Here is a 17,402-nt window from a genome sequence, read left to right as displayed (position 1 = left end):
GATGATCATGGCAAAGCTTCCGGAATTCTCGATGACCTGGCCGCTGCCGCGCGGGCACTACTTCGGGCTGCTCAGCGGGCCGGCCGAGTCGCACGGCGGGGACACGCCGGACGAGCGGGTGTGGGTGCGCGAAATCCAGCGCCAGCTGATCCGCAAAGGTTACGTGCCCGGGGTGACCGATCCGGGGGCGAGGTGGGCGGACGGGTCGTTCGGCAAGCTGACCGCGGACGCGGTGACAGTCTTCCAGCGGGCCGAGATGCCCGGCACGAAGTTCTTCGGCCAGGTGTGGGCGGACGACTTCGCCCGGCTCTTCAAGGCCGCGGCGGCGGTGGCGCCGGCCGGCGGTTTCGTGTTCGGGTGGGACGCCTCGGACTTCGACTACGGGCGCGGGATGCGCACCGGGCATCTGCGGGCCGCGCACGACGAGGGGATCCGGTTCTTCACCCACAAGATCAGCGAGTGGGGCGCCGGCGGCAAGACCGTGCACAAACGCTGCGGCGACATGCTCAAGGCGGCCCGCGACGCCGGCATGGTGTGGTTCGGCGCCTACGTGGTGGCCCGGTCCGGGCGGCCGGTCGCCGACCAGGCCGACTTCGCGATCGACACGCTGGACGCGCAGGCGCCCGGGATGATCGGGCACCAGCGGTTCCGCTGGCAGGTGGACACCGAGATCTGGCGAGACTCGCACGGGAAGGTCTACGACCAGGTCAGCCCGAAGACCGGGGCGGCGCTGCTGAGCGAGCTGAACCGGCGTACCGGCAAGCCGGTCGGGTTCCACTACGCGCCGAAGTGGGCGTACGGCGACAGCATCCCGGGCAACGACCCGCTCTGGGCGTCCGACTACCGTGGGTCCGGCCCGCCGGCGCCCTGGCGGACCGAGTGGCAGCACACCCAGCAGGGCAGGCACCCGGGGTGGACGGCGTACAGCGGACGTACCCCGGCGATCCTGCAGTTCACTTCGGACAGCGTGATCGGCGGGCAGCGCACCTGCGACTGCAACGTGTTCCGGGGCAGCGAGGCGGACCTGCTCGCACTGATCGGCTGACGCCAGCACCACCGGGCCGGTCAGGGACCGTCCCTGGGGCGGTCGTCAACGGGCCGGAGGCGTCCAGCTGCCTGCGGCCCGTTCGGCTTCTCGGCGTAGCCGGCGGCGGACCACCACGGTGCAGGCGAACGTCACCACCGACTCGACCAGCATCAGCATGATGGCCACGACATTGCCCGGACCGCCGACGCCGAAGCCAGCGGTGATCATGAATACGAAGACGGGCAGGTTGAGAAGTCGGATCCAGGCCAGTCCCCAGGCGAGTTCGGCGGCACCTCGGGCGGCCACCCCGGCGAGGCTTCCCCGCAGCGCCAATCCCAGCGTCAGCACCCCGACCGCGGAGCTGGCCGCCCAGAGGTTGAACGGCGCGACCTCCGCGCTTCGCAGGAATCCGTCCCGTTGACCGTGCAGGAACAGGATGCCGACGACGGTGACGGCGACGTCGTAGCAGAGCAGCGCGATGAGGCAGACGCTAGTCCACGGGTGGGAGGGACGAACCCCCGATGTTCCGGCCATCGCGGTCAAGTCTCCGTTTCCTCTCGTCATCGCGGGATCGGTCCACCGGTCGCGGTCGGCGGCCATCCGCCGCCGAAAGCCGTGTCGTCGCCGAGTTTCTGGCGCAACTTCGCGGTCGCCCCGTCGACCGACGACTTGAGCACCATGATGGCGACATTCAGTCCGACAGCCGCGGTCGCGGCGGCCCCGAGCGCGATGAAGACGCCGACAGGTATGCCGATCACCGTTGCCGAACTGGTCGTCGCGCCGGCAATCGCGGCGACGAGAGGAACGATCATGACAACCAACGCGGTCCAGAACACGACCAGACTGGTGGCGACACTCTCGATCGCGTCGCCGATGCTGTCGGTCAGGGTGGCCTTGATCTGGGTCAGGGCATCCTTCTGCGCGGGCAGCAGGTCGCGGTAGGCCTTCGCCGCGGCACCGTCCCAGTTGTCGTCGACGCCCAGCCGGCCGCTGTCCACCGCCTGCACCTGACCGCTGACCGGGCCGCCGACCTGCACGGTCCAGTCCGCCGCCCGGGCATGGAGCTTCGACGGAGACCCCGGATCGGCGGCGACCTCACGCCAGAAGTTCCACCAGTCAGCCATGCTGTCGCAGAACTTCTGCCAGCCGGTGGTGGCCTGCATCCGCATCGGTGGCGGTAGGAACGGCAACCCGCGCTCCACCATCCGGTGCAGTTGCTGTGTCTTCTCCTCGATCTGGTCAACCAGCTGGAGGACCTTCCCGATCAGTTCGGCCTCCACGCCGGCCAGCGCGGTGTCACTCATGGACCTCCCACACTCCCTTCAGCTGTTCGGCGGCTGCCTCGTCGTCGCGTTCGTAGAGGTCGGCAACCCGGTGCAGCGTCACGCAGAGGTCGAGCGTCTTCTGCCCGGCCTGAGCGAGCAGGTTCGCGGTCTTCTCCTGGATCGCCTGGTACACGGTCAGGAATTCGGTCCGGGCCACCATCTCGGAAACCTCGTGCGCGCCGAGGCTGAGGTGACTTGCGTGGTCCCCGGCCACTCCCGTGGTCCGGGAGACCCGTTCCCAGGTGTCCGCGTCGTGTCGCATGGCGTCCAGGGCCACCCGCAACGTCATCCGCCCGCTCCTCCCCGCTCACCGCAACCGCAACCGCGTGGCCAGCTCGAACGGATCCCGAGTGGCCCGCAGTGCGGAGCCCAGCCGGCTTTCGGCGATGGCGGCCTCCGCGCTGTCCCGGGCGGCCAGCGCGTACGCGGCCCGGAACGCCGCGACCGTCTGCCGCCCGATGTTCGTCTCGTGCGCCTCGGCCAGCCACCGGCTGTGATAGCGCACCTCGCCGACCTCGCCACCGCCGGTGACGGTCACCGTGACGTCCCGGTGCGGACTGTGCCCGGTCCAGGTCCGCGACCGTGCCGCCGCCACCTGGGCGAGCGCCTGGTCGAGTCCCTGCTCGACGTCGTCCAGGACGGTCAGCAGCTCGCTCAGCGCCACCCGGCAGTCGTCCGTGCTCATCCGCCGGGTGGCCAACCGGCTCAGCTCCCTCGCGAACTCACCGCCCGCACCGAACCCGGCGTCGCCGCCGGCCGGTCGGCTGTCGTCGGCGAACGCCGAGCCCCAGGCGGTGAACCGGGCGGTCGCGGCGGCCCCCGCCGCCTCCCGGACCGCGTCGCCCAGCGCCGCCGGCGTGAGCCGCTCCCGCCAGCGCTGCGTCACCCGCACGCCGGTCACCCGGCCGTCCGGGTCCAGCGTGACGAGCACCGCCCCGGTGCGGTCCTCGCCCTGCCCGCTCAGCTCGGCGCTGCGCAGGGCGGCCGCGGCGCGTGCCGCGAGAGGCTCGAAGTCGATGCTCATGACGCTCCTGCCGGTCGGCGTGTTTCGTCGTTCTCCGATGACAACCCCTGGTGGGGCGGAAAGGTTCATCGACTGGCTTGATCATCTTGGCGAGCTGGGCCTTCGTGGGCCGGGTGCGCGGGCAACCATCCCCGATAGGCTGCGCGTCCGGGGGCGGGGCGAGTATGGCCGAGCTGCGCGGGCGGGCGCGGGACCGGGCGGCCTGCCCGACCCGGTGCGGGCGCGGCATCCGGGCGCTGGTCGAGCCGTCCGGCGAGCGATTCGAGCGGGCCGGTCGGGAGCTGGCCGCGACCGGGGAGACGGTCCGGAAGCGGCAGCCGGGCGCGCCGGTGGACCTCACTCCACAGGAGACGACGATCATGCGGCTGGCGATGACTGGCCGGACCAGCCCGGAGATCGCCGCGGCGCTGTTCCTGAGCCCGGGAACGGTGGAGTGGCACATGCGCGAGGTGCGGGCCGAGCTGGACGTCTCATCGAGACGGGAACTGTCCGAATATGACCAGAGCCTTAATGCCGGATAGCGGTTTTCCCGAACGACTTGACCGTTTTTGACTCCTAGTAGGAGCGTATACAATCCCCCGCACGTCCGATAGACGGTTGACGCTGGCGGACCGCCGCGGCGATTGTCGAAGGGCGACTCGGGGGATGGTGGCGGAGGGCTGGCGGCATGAGCGCGGACGCGGGAACACCCGACCGGGTCGCGCCCGCGGTGCTGCAGCCGCTGGTCGCGGCGAAGACGTCACGCCCGCGGACGATCCGGGCCGGCGTCGCCCGCCGGCGCCTGCACGAGCTGCTGGACGCGGCGGCCGGCCGCCCGGTGACGCTGGTCTGCGCCGGCGCCGGCTGGGGCAAGACGACCGGGGTGTCCGGCTGGGCGCAGGAGCGGGACCGGCCGGTCGCCTGGCTCAGCGTCGACCGGCACGACAACGACCCGCAGGTCTTCTGGGCCTACCTGCTGGCGGCGCTGCGAGTGGCCGGCGCGGTGCCGGCCGGGAACCCGCTGGCCGACCTGACCTCGGTGCCGGCCGACCCGCGCGAGCGCGGCCGGCTGTTCGCCGCCGGGCTGGCCCGGCTGTCCGCGGACACCGTGCTGGTGGTCGACGACATCCAGGAGATCGACGACGCGGACGTGCTGCACGAGCTGGCCGATCTGCTGCGGCACCCGCCGCCGCCGTTGCGGCTGCTGCTGGTCGGGCGGACCGAGCCGCCGCTGCGCCTGCACCGGCTGCGGGCCGCCGGGCAGCTCGCCGAGATCCGGGCCGAGCACCTGGCGTTCGGGCACGACGAGGCCGCCGAGATCGTCGGGCGGCACGGGCTGGCGCTGTCCGCCGAGGAGATGTCCGCCCTGGTGGCCCGCACCGAGGGCTGGGCCACCGGGCTGCAGCTGGCGGCCACCTTCCTGGCCGGGCACGGCGGCACCCGCACGATCACCGACTTCGCCGGGGACGTGCGCGGGGTGGACGACTACCTGACCGAGGAGGTGCTGGCCGATCGGACCCGGCGGCAGCGGCGCTTCCTGTTGCAGACCAGCATCTGTGAGAACGTCTGCGCCGGCCTGGCCGACGCGATCACCCAGCGGACCGACGGGCAGCGGATCCTCGAGGAGCTGGAGCACGACAACGACTTCGTGGTCCGGCTCGGCGCGAAACCGCTCTGGTTCCGCTACCACCAGCTGCTGCGCGACGTGCTCGGGCACCGGCTGCGGGTGGAGACCCCGGGGGTGCTGCCGGACCTGCACCGGCGCGCGGCCCGCTGGCACGCCGCGAACAACTCGGTGCTGGAGGCGCTCGCCCACGCGGTGTCGGCGCGCGACTGGGCCTTCGTCGGCCGGCTGGTCACCGCCCAGGCCGCGCCGCTGATGGTGTCCGCTCACCGCCCGGCACTGGTGAAGATCCTGCGCCGGGTGCCGGCCGAGCGGCTGACCAGTACCCCGGAGCTGCTGATCTGCGCGGCGCTGCTGCTCTTCCACGCGGGTGACTACGACGCCATCCCGGCCCGGCTGTTCGCCGCTCGGGAGCTGCTGCACGGCCGGCCGGACGCGGTCCGGGAACCGGTCGAGATCATGGCGCGCACCCTGCAACTTGCCGCCGACCGGGCGGCCGGCGACATGCCGGCGCTGCTCGCCGGCGCGAACCGGCTGCTCGACCTGGTCGCCCAGGCCCGCACGGTGCCGGTGCCGGCGGTCGCGCAGAACCGGGCGATCGCGCTGGGCGCCCGCGGCGTCGCGCTGCTCTGGTCGGGCCGGACCGGCGAGGCCGAGCGGGAGCTGTGGGCCGGCGCGAACGCGGCCCGGGCGGCCGGCGTCGAACTCCCGGAGGTCAACGCGACCGGCCATCTGGCCCTGCTCAAGGTGATGTCCGGAGCGGTGCACGAGGCCGCCGCGCTGGCCGGCGGCGCCGTCGACCTGGCCGAGCAGCGCGGCTGGCGCTACGCCCTGCAGACCGTGCCGGCCTACTTCGCGCTGGCCCTGGTCCGGCTGGAGCGGCACGACCTGGACGGCGCCCGGCAGGCGCTGCAGGACGGGCTGCGCGGTCACCACAGCGACCCGGAGGTGTCCCAGCGTCTGGTCTCGCTGGGTGTGCAGGCGCGGCTCGCGATCGCCCGCGGCAACGTCGGGGCCGCCCGGAGAGCGCTCGACGAGGCGCGGCAGGACCGCCATCCGCGGCTCCGGGTGCGGGCTCTGGAGCGCTGGCTGGCGCGGACCGAGGCGGCCGTCGAGTTCGCCGCGGGCGCCGACCCGGGAGACGCCGAGCCGCTGCTGGCCGCCCGGGCCGCCTACCTCAAGGGCGACGTCCGGCAGGCCCAGCGCCTGCTCGGCGAGGTGACCGTGGCCGAGCGGGACACCGTCGGCCGGGTCGAGGCGGGCATCCTGGCCGCGCTGCTGGCCGACGCGCGCGGCCAGTCGGTGCGCGCCGCCGACCTGCTCGCCGACGCGGTCACCCGGGCCGCCGAGGAGGGCATCCGGCGACCGTTCCTGATCCCGGCCGACCCGCGGCTCGACGGGTTGCTGCAGCGGATGCGGCTGCTCGCCCCGCTCGTCGCGGACTTTGTCGGCGAGCTGCGCCCGGCCCGCGCCGAACAACCCGCGGAGAGCCTCAGCGAGCGGGAGACCGAGGTGTTGCGCTACCTCGCGACGATGCTCACCGCCGCGGAGATCGCCGCGGACCTCGGCGTCTCGGTCAACACGGTGAAGGCGCACATGCGGGCGGTCTATCGCAAGCTGGGCGCCTCACGCCGCACCGAGGCGGTCACGCTGGCGCAGAACAGCGGCCTGCTGTGACCGATCACGATCACGATCACGATCAACAGCCCTGACGCGCATCCCACGGGTTCGAGGGCGCGGCCCGGACGGCCGGGCTGGCACCGCCGCCGGTCGCCCGGTTAGCCTCCAGCCATGGAGCAGCCGGTCCCGGTCGTCCTGGCGCTGACGCCCACCGACGCGCGCCGGGTCGAGGCGGTGCGGGCCGACGCCTCGGGCGCGGAGCAGGAGATCGTCGGGCACGCCCTGCTCGGCGCCGGGCGCACCGCGCTGTGCGGGGCCGAGGTCACGGCGGCGGTGCCGCGGACCGGGTTCCACGACGACTTCCTCGACGAGCAGTGGGGGCCGATCCGGCTCTGCGGGGAGTGCTCACGGCGTACCGGAAACCGGTCGTGATCCTGGGTCAGGCGTCCAGATAGGCAAGGACGGCCAGCACCCGGCGATTGTCGTCGGTGGACGGCGGGAGCTGCAGCTTGGCCAGGATGCTGTTGATGTTCTTGGCCACCGCCTTCTCGGTGACGAACATCCGGGCGGCGATCGCCGCGTTCGACCGGCCCTGCGCGACCAGGGCCAGGGTCTCCAGCTCGCGGGCGGTCAGGGCGGCCAGCCGGTCGCTGCGGCCGACCATCCCGGAGACCACGTCCTCGTCCATCACGGTGCCGCCGCCGGCCACCGTCCGCAGCGCGGTGATGAACTGCTCGCCGTCGAAGACCCGGTCCTTGAGCAGGTAGCCGACCCCACCCGCGCCGTCGGCGAGCAGCTCGGTGGCGTAGAGCTGCTCCACGTATTGGGAGAGCAGCAGCACCGGCAGGCCGGGCCGGGCCCGGCGGGCCTCGAGCGCCGCCTGCAGGCCCTCGTCGGTGAAGCCGGGCGGCAGCCGGATGTCGACCAGCGCGACGTCGAACTCCTCGGTCGCCAGCGCGGTGCGCAGCGCCGGGCCGCTGGTCACCGCGGTGACCACCTGGTGTCCGTGCGCCTCCAGCAGTTTGACCAGCCCCTCCCGGAGCAGGAATTGGTCCTCCGCGAGAATCAGCCGCACGCGATGACCCTAACCAATGGTGGTTCCAGTACCACTGACCCGGTGGGCTCGGCTTGGCATGCTTCGAGCATGTTCATCTCCTTCGTGCGCGGGCTGCGCCTCGCCGGACTGGCCTTTGTGGACTGCCTGCTGCTGATCTGGATCAACCTGTGTGTCAGCGTGGTGACCATCGGCATCGGGATCCCGCTGCTGCCGAAGGCTCTGGACCGGGCCCGCGCCCGCACCGGGCGGCAGCGCCGGCTGGCCCGGGAGTGGTTCGGTGTGGTGGCCGAGGAGCGGTACCTGCCGACTCCGGTGACCCAGCCCGGCTTCGCCGGCCACCTCCAGCGCACCTGGGGGATGATCAACGACGCGGCCACCTGGCGCGACCTGCGCTGGCTGGTGCTCAACCCGGTCGCCGGGTCGTTCTTCGGCCTGTTGCCGGCGCTGATGGTGCTCGACGGGCTGTTCGGTCTCACCCTGCCGTTCACCTGGAAGATCATGGTCGACGACTGGGGCTGGGAGAACAGCTGGTACCTGTTCGTCCCGCTGGTCGACCAGACCACCGCCTACCTGGCCGCGCTGCTCGGCGCGGCGCAGATCTACGCCGGGCTGTACCTGAGCCCCTGGCTGCTGCGGCTGCACGGCAACTGGGTCGGCGCCATGCTGGACGGGCGCAGCCGGGCCGACCTGGCCGAGCGGGTCCGGCACCTGGCCGACACCCGCTCCGACGCGGTCAGCCAGCAGGCCGCCGAGATCCAGCGGATCGAGCGCGACCTGCACGACGGCGCCCAGGCCCGGCTGGTCTCGATGGGGATGACCCTGGCCGCCGCCGAGACGATGCTCAAGCGGGACCCGGAGCAGGCCCTGGCGCTGGTCACCGAGGCCAAGAACAGCTCCGCGAGCGCCCTGCGCGAGCTGCGGGAACTGGTCCGCGGCATCCACCCGCCGGTGCTGTCCGACCGCGGCCTGGTCGACGCGGTGCGGGCCCTCGCGCTCACCCTGCCGGTGCACGTCACGGTGACCGCGGACGTGCCCGGCCGGGTGTCGCCGCCGGTCGAGTCGGCCGTCTACTTCGTCGTCTCCGAGCTGCTCGGCAACGTGGTCAAGCACGCGCACGCCACCGAGGCGAGCGTCGACCTGCGCTACCGCGACGGGCGGCTGCGGGTCACCGTGCACGACGACGGGGTGGGCGGGGCCGATCCGGCGCGGGGGAGCGGGCTGACCGGCATCGAGCGGCGGCTGTCGCCGTTCGACGGGTTCATCACGGTGTTCAGCCCGCCCGGCGGCACCACCGACATCGCCGTCGAGGTGCCCAGCGACCTGGTCGCGGTCGCTTGACGTCAGCGTTTCGCCAGCGTCAGCCGGCCGACCACGGCCGGCTGGTCGGCGCCGTCCGGGTGCACGCCGATCACCGCAGTGCCGTCGTCCCAGAGCCGGCCGCGCACGCGGAACCGGTCCCCGGCCCGGAACGGCTCCCGGAAGACCATCGCGACCCGCTCCACGCTCCACGCGGCGACCTCCCGGCCGGCCTCGGCGAGCAGCCAGGCCAGCTGACCCTCCAGCAACGACAGGTGTTCGCCGGTGAACACCACCTGGTTGGTGTCGGTGTGGGAGAGCCCGAACACCCCGTCCCGATCGCCTGCGGCGACCGTCGTCGCTTCCGGTGGCTGCGCCAGCGCGGCGGCTGCCGGGTGCGGATCGTCGAGTTGGTGTACGCCCAGGTGCCGGGTCTCCGGCAGCACGTCGTTCACCACCCGCCGCCCGGGCGCCCCGTCCCGCCGGATCAGGGTGAGCAGCAGCCGCGCCTGCCCGCAGACGACCGGCGTGCCGGCGACCGTCTCCCGGTACCGCGACGGATCCCCGGTCCCGGGCCGCGCCGCGAACGTGTACCGGCACTCGAACCCGATCCGGCTGGACCGCTGCCCGAGCCCCTTTCCGGACAGCTCCACCTGCCGGGTCTCGACCCGCGCGTCCAGCTCGCCGCCGACCGCGAGGGGCTGCGGGCCCCGGCTGAACTCGGCGGAGGTGACCACCGACCCGTACCCGGCGGCCCGCAGCGCGGCCACGTCGATGTGCTCGGTGAACTGCTCGTACATCAGCGGCACCGCGATCGCCAGCATGGTCTGCGTCTTGAGCCGGAACCCCTGATCCAGATCGGGAATGTTCAATCGCATGGGCACCATGATGGCGTCCACACCGCCGCGCCGGGGGACGGCGGATTCCGGACATTCCCGAAGCGCTCGTCTGATACGTCAGGGATCCGACCGTGCGAAGAGGTTTTCCGTACGGGACGACACCCCCACCATGAAGAACGTGAATTTCGATCGAGTACGGGTGGAGTCCAGCGCCGTCGCGCTCGCCGAGGGCCGGGAGCGGATCGCGCGCGCCGTCAGCACCGTCGCACGTGACTGGTCACCGGCCCAGGACGAGATGCTCGCGCTGGTCGCGGAGCCGCCCGAGGACATCATCGGCGTGATCGAGCGGCTCAAGGCCGTACAGAAAGTGCTTGATCTTCTGCCGCCGAGCCCGGGCACGAACCGTGTCGCGTCCTTCAACACCCTCTATCTGACCATCACCGAACAGGTCGCCGACAGTCTGCGCAGCCCGGACTGCGTCGACCCGGAGTGGCTCGAGGTCCTCGACGTCGAGTTCGCCCGGCTCTACTTCACCGCCCTGGCCGCCTGGGGCGTCCCGGACAAGAACCCGGCGGACGCCTGGGAGGTGCTGTTCCGGCGCGCCTACGACGACAAGGTGACCGTGATGGACGCCGCGGTCCTCGGCGTCAACGCGCACATCAACCACGACCTGGCACTCGCCCTGCTCGCCACCTGGGACCGCCTCGGCTACCCGGGCGAGGGCCCGCAGCACCCGGACTACCTGCTGGTGAACAAGATCTTCTACCAGCAGATCCCGCTGCTGCGCCGCCGCTTCGCCACCGCCTGGCAGCTGGAGATCGACCGCTGCGTGGGCGACCTGGACGACTGGAGCCAGCGCATCCTGGTCCGCACGACCCGAGCGATGGCCTGGGAACAGGCGGAGACGTTGTGGGAGCTGCGCGACGATCCGAAAGATTACGCGCATGCCTTGCGGGTGATGGACCGCGCGTCGGCGTGCGCGGGGGAGGCGCTGCTCAAGGGCACCAGCTTGCTGCAGGTGCTGTGGCTGACCGCCCGAGCGTGGACCTCCCGCGTGTGGAAGCGCCTGACCGGCGCCGGCAAGAAGTCCTGATGTCCGCCGGGCCGCCGCCCGCGCATCCCGGCCCGGGCGGCACGCCGTCACGGCCGGGACGCGCGGCGCATGCCGCTATTCCAGCAGGTCGCGAATCGTCGCGGCGAGGTCGTTGAGGCGGTCCCTGGTCCGGTTGCGCTTGCCCTGGATCCACTCCTTGCCCTCGGCCGCGATTCCCTCCAGGACGTCGAAGGTCTGCGGCAACCCCGAGGCGTCCAGCGCGAGGCGGGACACGCTCGCCTCGTCCTCGTCGGCCGGCATCTCGTCGTCGGCCGGCACCGACACCGGGACCCGCACCGGCTCCCCGTTGAACAACGTCAGTTCGAAGGTCTGCCGCTGGCCCTCGGCACCCTCGACCCGCACCGCGGCGACCGTGTCGAACCGGTAGTTGAGCCGCTGTGTCCGCCGGGAATCGCCCTCCTCGAAGTCCAGGTCGATGGTGACCTGCCGGACACCCTCACCGGTGAGCAGGAAGAGCAGCATCCGGTAGCGCGAGTACCGCCATGGCCCGCGCGGGATCCTGGCCTTCTTCGCATACCTGCCGGGCGCCTCGATGAAGGCGTGCGCGATCACCTGGCCCGGCCGCAAGCGGTAGTACCGCATTGTCTCGTCGACCAGGATCCGCCGGTCGCACTCCAGCCATTCCGCCATCTCGGCGTCGCTCGGCTTGCACGCCAGCTTGCGCAGCCACCGCTGGTGAGCCTGCTGGCGGGCGCGCAGATGCCGGTCGTATTCGTCCTGATCGGCGTTCACCCGGCGCCGCTCGGCGTCGATCCGGAATCCGCTGGGCGTGGCGAAGCCGGCCGAGACGACGGCGATCAGCAGCCACGCCGCCCCCGCGATCGGGGCCCGGTCCCACACCGCCGGCACGATCCAGAACCCGGCCGCGCCGAGCACCGCCAGCCCCAGCAGGCAGGCCAGTTTCACCTGTGCGGGCGGGCGCCACTGCCGCCGATAGGCGAGCAGCGTCCGCTTCTCCCAGCGGGTCCGGACGTCACCGACCAGATGCCGGACCAGCCAGGCGATCTGATGTGGCTTGACCGGCTGTTCGCGGTAGATCTCCACCAGCTCGTCGCGCATCGCCTGCCGGATCCCCGCGGTCTTGTCCAGCCACAGCGAGCGGTCGGTCTCCTTGGGCACGTAGCGCCGGAAACAGTCGTCGACCATCCGGCCCACCCGCCGGGCGAAACCGTCCCCGCCGGGCTCCTCGGCATGGCGAGCGGCGCGGATCTGCGCGTCCTTCGCCTGCACCCGGCGCAACCGGAAATGCCAGTCCGACCCGTTCACCAGGAAGGCCAGCAGGCCGGCGACCGCGACCGCACCACCCAGGATCGCGGTCGCGTCGCCGTGCATCGCCAGCGACCCGATCCGGAACGCCGCGAAGGCGAAGATGATGCCGCCGCCGACTGCCCGCAACCAGTCGATCGGCGCCGCCGCGGCAGGCCGCGGATGCCGGGCGCGCGGACCGGCCGGGACCGGCTCGAAGAAGGCCCACACCCGTTCGGCACGATCGTTTGCCGTCTGACCCGCGCGGGCCTGCTCGACCGAGAGCCGCCACATCCGGTCCTCGACCGGCCCGTCGCGCAGCACGCCCAGATGTTTGAGGATCAGGTTCCGCTGCGTCGGAGGCAGCTCCTCGATCTCCTTGACCGCGCCTTCGGTGTCCTGCCGCCGTGCCCCGTCGACGAGCATCACGATCGCGCGGATCCCCGCCCGCCAGTCGTCGCGCCCGGCCCGCCGCTCGATGCTCTCCAGGATGGCGCCGAGCCGGGTGAACTCGTCGCCGTCCAGCTGGGTCAGTGTGCGCCCGGTCAGCAGCGCCAGCATGCGGTAGAAGTGCACCTCGTCGGAATCGTGACCGCGTGCGGCGGCCTTCTCGATGAACTCGCGGGCCTCCCGCGGCATCCGGGCTTCCAGATATCTGACCCCGATCCGGAACAGCTCCTCCGGAGACGCGTCCGGCGGCACCTGGTAGTCGATGTCCAGGTGCAGCACCCCGACCTGCAGATCGACGTGCGCGTCGTCCGAGGCGACGTTGGAGTACGTCGGCGCGCTCATGACATGTCCTTGACCAGGGAGATGATCGCCGCCAACTGGGTGGCCAGGTCCGCGCTGTCGCCGACCAGGCCGCGTACCTTCTTGAGGGTCACCAGCAGCCGCCCCCGGCCCGCCGGCGTCGGGTCGTCGAGCCGGCCGGTCACGGTGTCCAGCTCCTCGGACGCCGCGGTGTAGCTGTCGTCGTCGAGCCGTCCGTCCCGGTGCGCGCGCTTCAGCAGATCACGGAAGGTCGCGAGTTCCGCCGCCACGTCGGCCGGCCCGGACGACACCCCGCCGCCCATCGTCACGTTGCCGATGACCTGGCCGTACTGGGCCCCGACGCGCGCGTTGCCGGTGGCCAGGTTGGTGAAGCTGGTGCCCGTACCCATGTGGGGGTTCCTCTCCCGCGTCTGCCGCTGACTGTCACCGCATTCCTTGACCAGGTCGTTCGCCAGCGCGGCGGCGAAGGCCGCCGCGTGCGCCGAGGCGCGCGACTGCCAGTTCGCCCCGTCGGACCGCACCTTGGTGCCGTCGGCCCGGTCGCTGATGCCCCGGATCACCACGATCGGCAGCGCCCGGTTCAGATGCCCGGCCTGCGCGACCCCGGCCGCCTCCATCTCGATGGCGAGGGCGTCGTTGTAGTGCTCGCGCACCCAGCGTGCCTGCCCGGAGATCCGGGAGTCCTGGACCACCTCGCCCGCCGCGATCGGCCCGAAGTGGACTTTGGGGCGTGGCTCCGGGGCCCAGCCGCCGCTGCGGATCAGGTGCTGGGCGAGCTGGCCGGCCTGGTGCGAGATCTCCCACGCCTTCGGCCGCGCCTTCATCCCGTCGTCCTCGGACGTCCCGCCGTGATAGGCGTAGACCTGCGAGGCGACCACCACGTCACCCAGCTCGATGCCCGGCCACAGCGCGCCCGCCACCCCGACGAACAGCACCGCGAGCGGGGAGAACTCGGTGATCGCCCGCTCCGCCAGCACCGCCGCCGGATGGTTGCCCTTGCCGACCAGGCCGAGCACCACCCGGCAGCCGTCCGGGCCGAGCCGGCCGGTCTCGAAGCGGGTCCCGGCCGGATGCCAGTGCACCCGCGGATCGTCGAGCTTTTCGTGTACGGCCTCGTACTCGACATTCAAGGCCGTGAGGATCACGACGTCAGTGCTCATGCTCGTTCCTCACCTTGTCCGCCGGCGCGTGCAGCCGGGTCGTCAGGGGCTGGTCCGCCGGGGCGGGCGGACGGGTCATCGGTGGATACAGCGCCTGGCGCGGTCCGGCTCGAAACAATCGCGCGGGGCGCCCGTTGTCGTTCTTCCGGACCGGGCCGGCGGGGACGATGAAGCCGTCCACGCTCTGCACCTTGCGGTAGAAGTTGCGCGGATCGAGCCGCACGCCCCACACCGCCTCGTAGACCTCCTGCAATTCGACGATCGTGAACATCGGCGCGCAGAATGCGGTGGCCAGCGCCGAGTACTCCAGCTTGGACCGGGCCCGTTCGACTCCGTCGGCGATGATCTGCCGGTGGTCGAAGGCGAGCGTGGTCTGCTCGGAGAGCGCCACCTCGACCGGCACCCACCAGGCGTCCGCCGCGTCGGTGCCCGGCACGGGCTCCGGCAGCCGCGGCGCGATCGCGAGGTAGGCCACTGAGATCACCCGGCCCCGCGGGTCCCGCCCCGGCGTGCCGTAGACGCCGAGCTGCTCCAGGTGCAGCTCACCCGCCGCCAGCCCGGCCTCCTCGGCCAGCTCCCGCTCGGCCGCCGCGGCCAGGTCCTCCTGCGCATGACTGAGAAAGCCGCCGGGCAGCGCCCGGGCCCCGGCGAAGGGCTCCACTCCACGCTGCACGAGCAGCACCTGGAGCCGCCCCGCCCGCAGCGTGAAAATCACCAGATCGACGGCGACGAGCACCGGAGGCGGAGTCCACGAATCGACATCCATGAAATGCACCATAGCTTCCTGTCACTGTGACAGGAAGGGTCGCGACGTGTCAGCCTTCCGACCGGACCGAGCTGCGGCCAACTCTCGTAGACCGCATCCAGGCCGGGTCTTGTTCGATCAGATACTGGCAGTCCTCGCCCACCTGGCTGCCCGGGTGCAGCCTGACGCCGGCGCGTGCTCGACGTCGACCGGGGTGTCTTCACTCATCGGCAGCTGCTCTCGGCCGACCGGCGTGCCGTCGGTGGCGAGCCCGGAGGGCGGTCGGCGAGGTCAGCGCTGCGGGCGGTCCCGGCGGACCGTGGGGCGGCGGCCCCGGATGGTGCTGTGGCTCAGGGCTCGGATCACCCGCTCGGCGTCCGCCTCCGGGACCTCGACCAGGGAGAAGCGGTCGGTGATCTGGATGGCGCCGATGTCGCGGGCCGGCAGGCCCGCCTCGCCGGCGATGGCGCCGACCAGGTCCTGCGGCCGCAGGCCCGCGCGCCGGCCGAGACCGACGAAGACCCTGGTCACCGCGTCGCCCGGGCCCCGGCCGCGGCCCGGGCCGCGGTCGTTGTAGCGGTCGTTGCCCGGGCCGCTGCGGCGCGCGGCGCGGTTGTCGAACTCGCGCTCGCGCTGCGGAGCGACCGACGGGATCTCCGGCTCGTCGACGTCGCCGCCGTTCGCCTCGTGCAGCAGCTTCAGGCCGACCAGGGCCACCTGCTCCAGGTCGGCCTCCTCGGTGAGCGAGGCCAGCACTGATCGGAACCGGTCCAGGTCGTCGGCGTCCAAGGCTTCCTGGACGGTGGTGCGGACCACTTCCAGCCGCCGGGCCCGCAGGTCGGTCACGGTCGGGAGCTTTTCCAGTACGATCCGCTGCCCGGTCAGCCGCTCGATGGCCTTCAGCATCCGCTGCTCGCGGGGCTCGGCCAGGGTGATGGCGGCACCGGTGCGGCCGGCGCGGCCCACCCGGCCGATCCGGTGGACGTAGGCCTCCGGGGCGGACGGCACATTGAAGTTGATCACGTGGGTGAGCTGCTCCACGTCCAGGCCGCGGGCGGCCACGTCGGTGGCGACCAGCAGCTCCGTCGTGCCGGCTCGGAGCCTGCTCATCACCCGGTCGCGCTGGTCCTGGCTCAGGCCGCCGTGCAGCGCCTCGGCGCGGAAGCCGCGGCCGTTCAGGCTCTCGGTGACCTCCTCGACCTCCTCCCGGGTGCGGCAGAAGACGATCGCCGCGGTCGGCGCCTCCACGTCGAGCACCCGGCCCAGCGCGGCCGCCTTGTGCGGGCGGGTCACCAGGTAGGCGCTCTGCCGCACGGCAGGCAGCGCGTCGGCGGCCGGGGTCTCCCGCCGCATCGTGATCCGCAGCGGGTCGCGCAGGTGACGCCGGGCGATCGCGTCGATCCGCGGCGGCATGGTCGCCGAGAAGAGCACGGTCTGCCGCTCCTCGGGCGTCTCGGCGAGGATCGCCTCGATGTCCTCGGCGAAGCCCATGTCGAGCATCTCGTCGGCCTCGTCCAGCACGACCGTCCGGATCGCGTCGAGCTGCAGCGTCTCCCGCTCGATGTGGTCCAGGATCCGGCCCGGCGTGCCGACCACCACGTCCACCCCGCGCCGCAGCACCTGCAGCTGCCGGTGGATCGGCTGGCCGCCGTAGACCGGGAGGACCCGGACGTTCAGGTCCCGCCCGTACCGGTGCACCGCCTGGGACACCTGCTCGGCCAGCTCCCGGGTCGGCACCAGCACCAGCGCGACCGGGCCGTCGGACTCGCCCGCGGTCAGCCGCTGCAGCAGCGGCAGCGCGAACGCGGCCGTCTTGCCGGTCCCGGTAGCCGCCTGCCCCACCAGGTCATGCCCCGCCACCAGCGGCGCGATCGCCTCCCGCTGGATCGGGGTCGGCTCCTCATAACCGAGGTCGGTCAGCGCACGCAACAGCTCGGGCCGCAGCCCCAGCCCCACGAAGCCCGCATCGGTGCTGGTAGCAAGGTCTTCGTCCATGCCTTCAGGGTACGGATCCACCCCACCACCCCCTCATCCACCCCGAGTGAAGCCGCAGGAGTCCCGCTCTGACCGCGAACGAAACCTCAGGTTGGACCGATCAGGCCGGCGACTTGGTGGAGGTTCCACCAATCGGCCAGCTTGTGTTTGGCGAGGACACCGTCGATTCGAGTTAGGAGCAGCCAGTTGCCGTTGAGATCCAATACGACATCCTCGTGTCCAGATTTCACTGTTCTCTGCACTGCTGTCAGCATGGCGCTCAGTGCTCGGTCAACATCGGCCCCATTCGTCAACCGGAATGTCATTCGAACGTAAATGCTTGATTCCCACTCCCACATTCCATCGTCGGACTCGGCTTGAAGGTATCCATTTTCGCCGGCGCGGATGGTAACGCTGAATCCGGCTGTTTCGCGCAGATCCGCGAATAGGAGTCCTGGTTTCCCTCCTGGGTACTCGACCGGGCGGTCGGCGGGGTAAGGGAATGCGCGCTGGGCAATCTCCGCGACGGGAGTCGATCCGGCTATGGTGAATCGGTACTCTATCGCCACTTCTTCATCCTCCAGTTCATCCTCCAGCTTATT

The 17,402-nt window shown here is 71.9% G+C and carries 17 protein-coding genes; 6 read left to right on the top strand and 11 right to left on the bottom strand.

All coding sequences use genetic code 11. The annotated features are described in order from the left end of the window. The first annotated feature begins 7 nt into the window (after window positions 1-7). Window positions 8-1,045 carry a peptidoglycan-binding protein gene (locus tag BJY16_RS42765; RefSeq protein ID WP_185045408.1) on the top strand — a complete coding sequence of 346 codons (1,038 nt, stop codon included), beginning with the start codon at window positions 8-10 and terminating at the stop codon, window positions 1,043-1,045. A gap of 45 nt (window positions 1,046-1,090) precedes the next feature. Here the strand turns inward: BJY16_RS42765 and BJY16_RS42760 are convergent, their stop codons facing one another. The 4 genes from BJY16_RS42760 to BJY16_RS42745 are packed head-to-tail and all read right to left on the bottom strand — an operon-like array spanning window position 1,091 to window position 3,376. Next, window positions 1,091-1,570, bottom strand: coding sequence for a hypothetical protein (locus BJY16_RS42760; protein ID WP_185045407.1), 480 nt, complete (start codon window positions 1,568-1,570; stop codon window positions 1,091-1,093). A gap of 17 nt (window positions 1,571-1,587) precedes the next feature. Beyond that, window positions 1,588-2,331 carry a WXG100 family type VII secretion target gene (locus BJY16_RS42755; RefSeq protein ID WP_185045406.1) on the bottom strand — a complete coding sequence of 248 codons (744 nt, stop codon included), beginning with the start codon at window positions 2,329-2,331 and terminating at the stop codon, window positions 1,588-1,590. After that, window positions 2,324-2,641 carry a hypothetical protein gene (locus tag BJY16_RS42750; protein WP_185045405.1) on the bottom strand — a complete coding sequence of 106 codons (318 nt, stop codon included), beginning with the start codon at window positions 2,639-2,641 and terminating at the stop codon, window positions 2,324-2,326. The genes BJY16_RS42755 and BJY16_RS42750 overlap by 8 nt, the downstream gene beginning before the upstream one ends. Before the next feature lie 18 nt (window positions 2,642-2,659). Further along, window positions 2,660-3,376 carry a hypothetical protein gene (locus tag BJY16_RS42745; protein WP_185045404.1) on the bottom strand — a complete coding sequence of 239 codons (717 nt, stop codon included), beginning with the start codon at window positions 3,374-3,376 and terminating at the stop codon, window positions 2,660-2,662. Window positions 3,377-3,540: 164 nt separating this feature from the next. Here BJY16_RS42745 and BJY16_RS42740 point away from each other — a divergent pair, with 164 nt between their 5' ends. The 3 genes from BJY16_RS42740 (at window position 3,541) to BJY16_RS42730 (ending at window position 7,031) form a co-directional block, all read left to right on the top strand. Next, entirely contained in the window at window positions 3,541-3,897 is a 357-nt protein-coding gene (locus BJY16_RS42740; protein WP_185045403.1) for a helix-turn-helix domain-containing protein, read from the top strand. A gap of 146 nt (window positions 3,898-4,043) precedes the next feature. Then, window positions 4,044-6,656, top strand: coding sequence for a winged helix-turn-helix domain-containing protein (locus tag BJY16_RS42735; protein WP_185045402.1), 2,613 nt, complete (start codon window positions 4,044-4,046; stop codon window positions 6,654-6,656). A gap of 114 nt (window positions 6,657-6,770) precedes the next feature. Next, the gene (locus tag BJY16_RS42730) at window positions 6,771-7,031 is read left to right on the top strand and encodes a hypothetical protein (RefSeq protein WP_185045401.1); all 261 of its coding nucleotides are present in this window, start codon (window positions 6,771-6,773) and stop codon (window positions 7,029-7,031) included. A 7-nt stretch (window positions 7,032-7,038) separates the two neighbouring features. Here the strand turns inward: BJY16_RS42730 and BJY16_RS42725 are convergent, their stop codons facing one another. After that, the gene (locus BJY16_RS42725; RefSeq protein ID WP_185045400.1) at window positions 7,039-7,674 is read right to left on the bottom strand and encodes a response regulator transcription factor; all 636 of its coding nucleotides are present in this window, start codon (window positions 7,672-7,674) and stop codon (window positions 7,039-7,041) included. Window positions 7,675-7,743: 69 nt separating this feature from the next. Here BJY16_RS42725 and BJY16_RS42720 point away from each other — a divergent pair, with 69 nt between their 5' ends. After that, window positions 7,744-8,994 (top strand): sensor histidine kinase, encoded by a 1,251-nt coding sequence (locus BJY16_RS42720; RefSeq protein ID WP_203758828.1) that lies wholly within the window; start codon window positions 7,744-7,746, stop codon window positions 8,992-8,994. 2 nt (window positions 8,995-8,996) lie between these two features. Here the strand turns inward: BJY16_RS42720 and BJY16_RS42715 are convergent, their stop codons facing one another. After that, window positions 8,997-9,830, bottom strand: a complete 834-nt coding sequence (locus tag BJY16_RS42715) for a hypothetical protein (RefSeq protein WP_185045398.1) — start codon at window positions 9,828-9,830, stop codon at window positions 8,997-8,999. 139 nt (window positions 9,831-9,969) lie between these two features. Between BJY16_RS42715 and BJY16_RS42710 the strand changes: the two genes are divergently transcribed. After that, entirely contained in the window at window positions 9,970-10,884 is a 915-nt protein-coding gene (locus tag BJY16_RS42710; RefSeq protein WP_185045397.1) for a DUF5995 family protein, read from the top strand. Window positions 10,885-10,959: 75 nt separating this feature from the next. Here the strand turns inward: BJY16_RS42710 and BJY16_RS42705 are convergent, their stop codons facing one another. The 5 genes from BJY16_RS42705 to BJY16_RS42685 all read right to left on the bottom strand — a co-directional run bounded on the left by BJY16_RS42705 (window position 10,960) and on the right by BJY16_RS42685 (window position 17,369). Continuing rightward, the gene (locus tag BJY16_RS42705; protein ID WP_185045396.1) at window positions 10,960-12,942 is read right to left on the bottom strand and encodes a phage holin family protein; all 1,983 of its coding nucleotides are present in this window, start codon (window positions 12,940-12,942) and stop codon (window positions 10,960-10,962) included. Continuing rightward, window positions 12,939-14,081 carry a 5'-methylthioadenosine/S-adenosylhomocysteine nucleosidase family protein gene (locus BJY16_RS42700; RefSeq protein WP_185045395.1) on the bottom strand — a complete coding sequence of 381 codons (1,143 nt, stop codon included), beginning with the start codon at window positions 14,079-14,081 and terminating at the stop codon, window positions 12,939-12,941. Before BJY16_RS42700 ends, BJY16_RS42705 begins: the two co-directional genes overlap by 4 nt. Further along, a complete protein-coding gene (locus tag BJY16_RS42695; RefSeq protein WP_185045394.1) occupies window positions 14,071-14,847 on the bottom strand; it encodes an NUDIX hydrolase in 777 nt (258 codons plus the stop codon). Before BJY16_RS42695 ends, BJY16_RS42700 begins: the two co-directional genes overlap by 11 nt. 270 nt (window positions 14,848-15,117) lie before the next feature. Further along, window positions 15,118-16,821 (bottom strand): DEAD/DEAH box helicase, encoded by a 1,704-nt coding sequence (locus BJY16_RS42690; RefSeq protein ID WP_185045393.1) that lies wholly within the window; start codon window positions 16,819-16,821, stop codon window positions 15,118-15,120. Window positions 16,822-16,907: 86 nt separating this feature from the next. Beyond that, window positions 16,908-17,369 carry a SitI3 family protein gene (locus tag BJY16_RS42685; RefSeq protein ID WP_185045392.1) on the bottom strand — a complete coding sequence of 154 codons (462 nt, stop codon included), beginning with the start codon at window positions 17,367-17,369 and terminating at the stop codon, window positions 16,908-16,910. Window positions 17,370-17,402 lie beyond the last annotated feature (33 nt).

The organism is Actinoplanes octamycinicus (assembly GCF_014205225.1).
Taxonomy (GTDB): Bacteria; Actinomycetota; Actinomycetes; order Mycobacteriales; family Micromonosporaceae; genus Actinoplanes; species Actinoplanes octamycinicus.
This window is presented reverse-complemented; position numbering and strand designations above follow the sequence as displayed.

Coding starts and splice junctions, on each gene's coding strand:
- BJY16_RS42765 (WP_185045408.1), top strand. CDS start 8: ATGGCAAAGCTTCCGGAATTCTCGATGACCTGGCCGCTGCCGCGCGGG.
- BJY16_RS42755 (WP_185045406.1), bottom strand. CDS start 2,331: ATGAGTGACACCGCGCTGGCCGGCGTGGAGGCCGAACTGATCGGGAAG.
- BJY16_RS42750 (WP_185045405.1), bottom strand. CDS start 2,641: ATGACGTTGCGGGTGGCCCTGGACGCCATGCGACACGACGCGGACACC.
- BJY16_RS42745 (WP_185045404.1), bottom strand. CDS start 3,376: ATGAGCATCGACTTCGAGCCTCTCGCGGCACGCGCCGCGGCCGCCCTG.
- BJY16_RS42740 (WP_185045403.1), top strand. CDS start 3,541: ATGGCCGAGCTGCGCGGGCGGGCGCGGGACCGGGCGGCCTGCCCGACC.
- BJY16_RS42735 (WP_185045402.1), top strand. CDS start 4,044: ATGAGCGCGGACGCGGGAACACCCGACCGGGTCGCGCCCGCGGTGCTG.
- BJY16_RS42730 (WP_185045401.1), top strand. CDS start 6,771: ATGGAGCAGCCGGTCCCGGTCGTCCTGGCGCTGACGCCCACCGACGCG.
- BJY16_RS42720 (WP_203758828.1), top strand. CDS start 7,744: ATGTTCATCTCCTTCGTGCGCGGGCTGCGCCTCGCCGGACTGGCCTTT.
- BJY16_RS42715 (WP_185045398.1), bottom strand. CDS start 9,830: ATGCGATTGAACATTCCCGATCTGGATCAGGGGTTCCGGCTCAAGACG.
- BJY16_RS42705 (WP_185045396.1), bottom strand. CDS start 12,942: ATGAGCGCGCCGACGTACTCCAACGTCGCCTCGGACGACGCGCACGTC.
- BJY16_RS42700 (WP_185045395.1), bottom strand. CDS start 14,081: ATGAGCACTGACGTCGTGATCCTCACGGCCTTGAATGTCGAGTACGAG.
- BJY16_RS42695 (WP_185045394.1), bottom strand. CDS start 14,847: ATGGATGTCGATTCGTGGACTCCGCCTCCGGTGCTCGTCGCCGTCGAT.
- BJY16_RS42690 (WP_185045393.1), bottom strand. CDS start 16,821: ATGGACGAAGACCTTGCTACCAGCACCGATGCGGGCTTCGTGGGGCTG.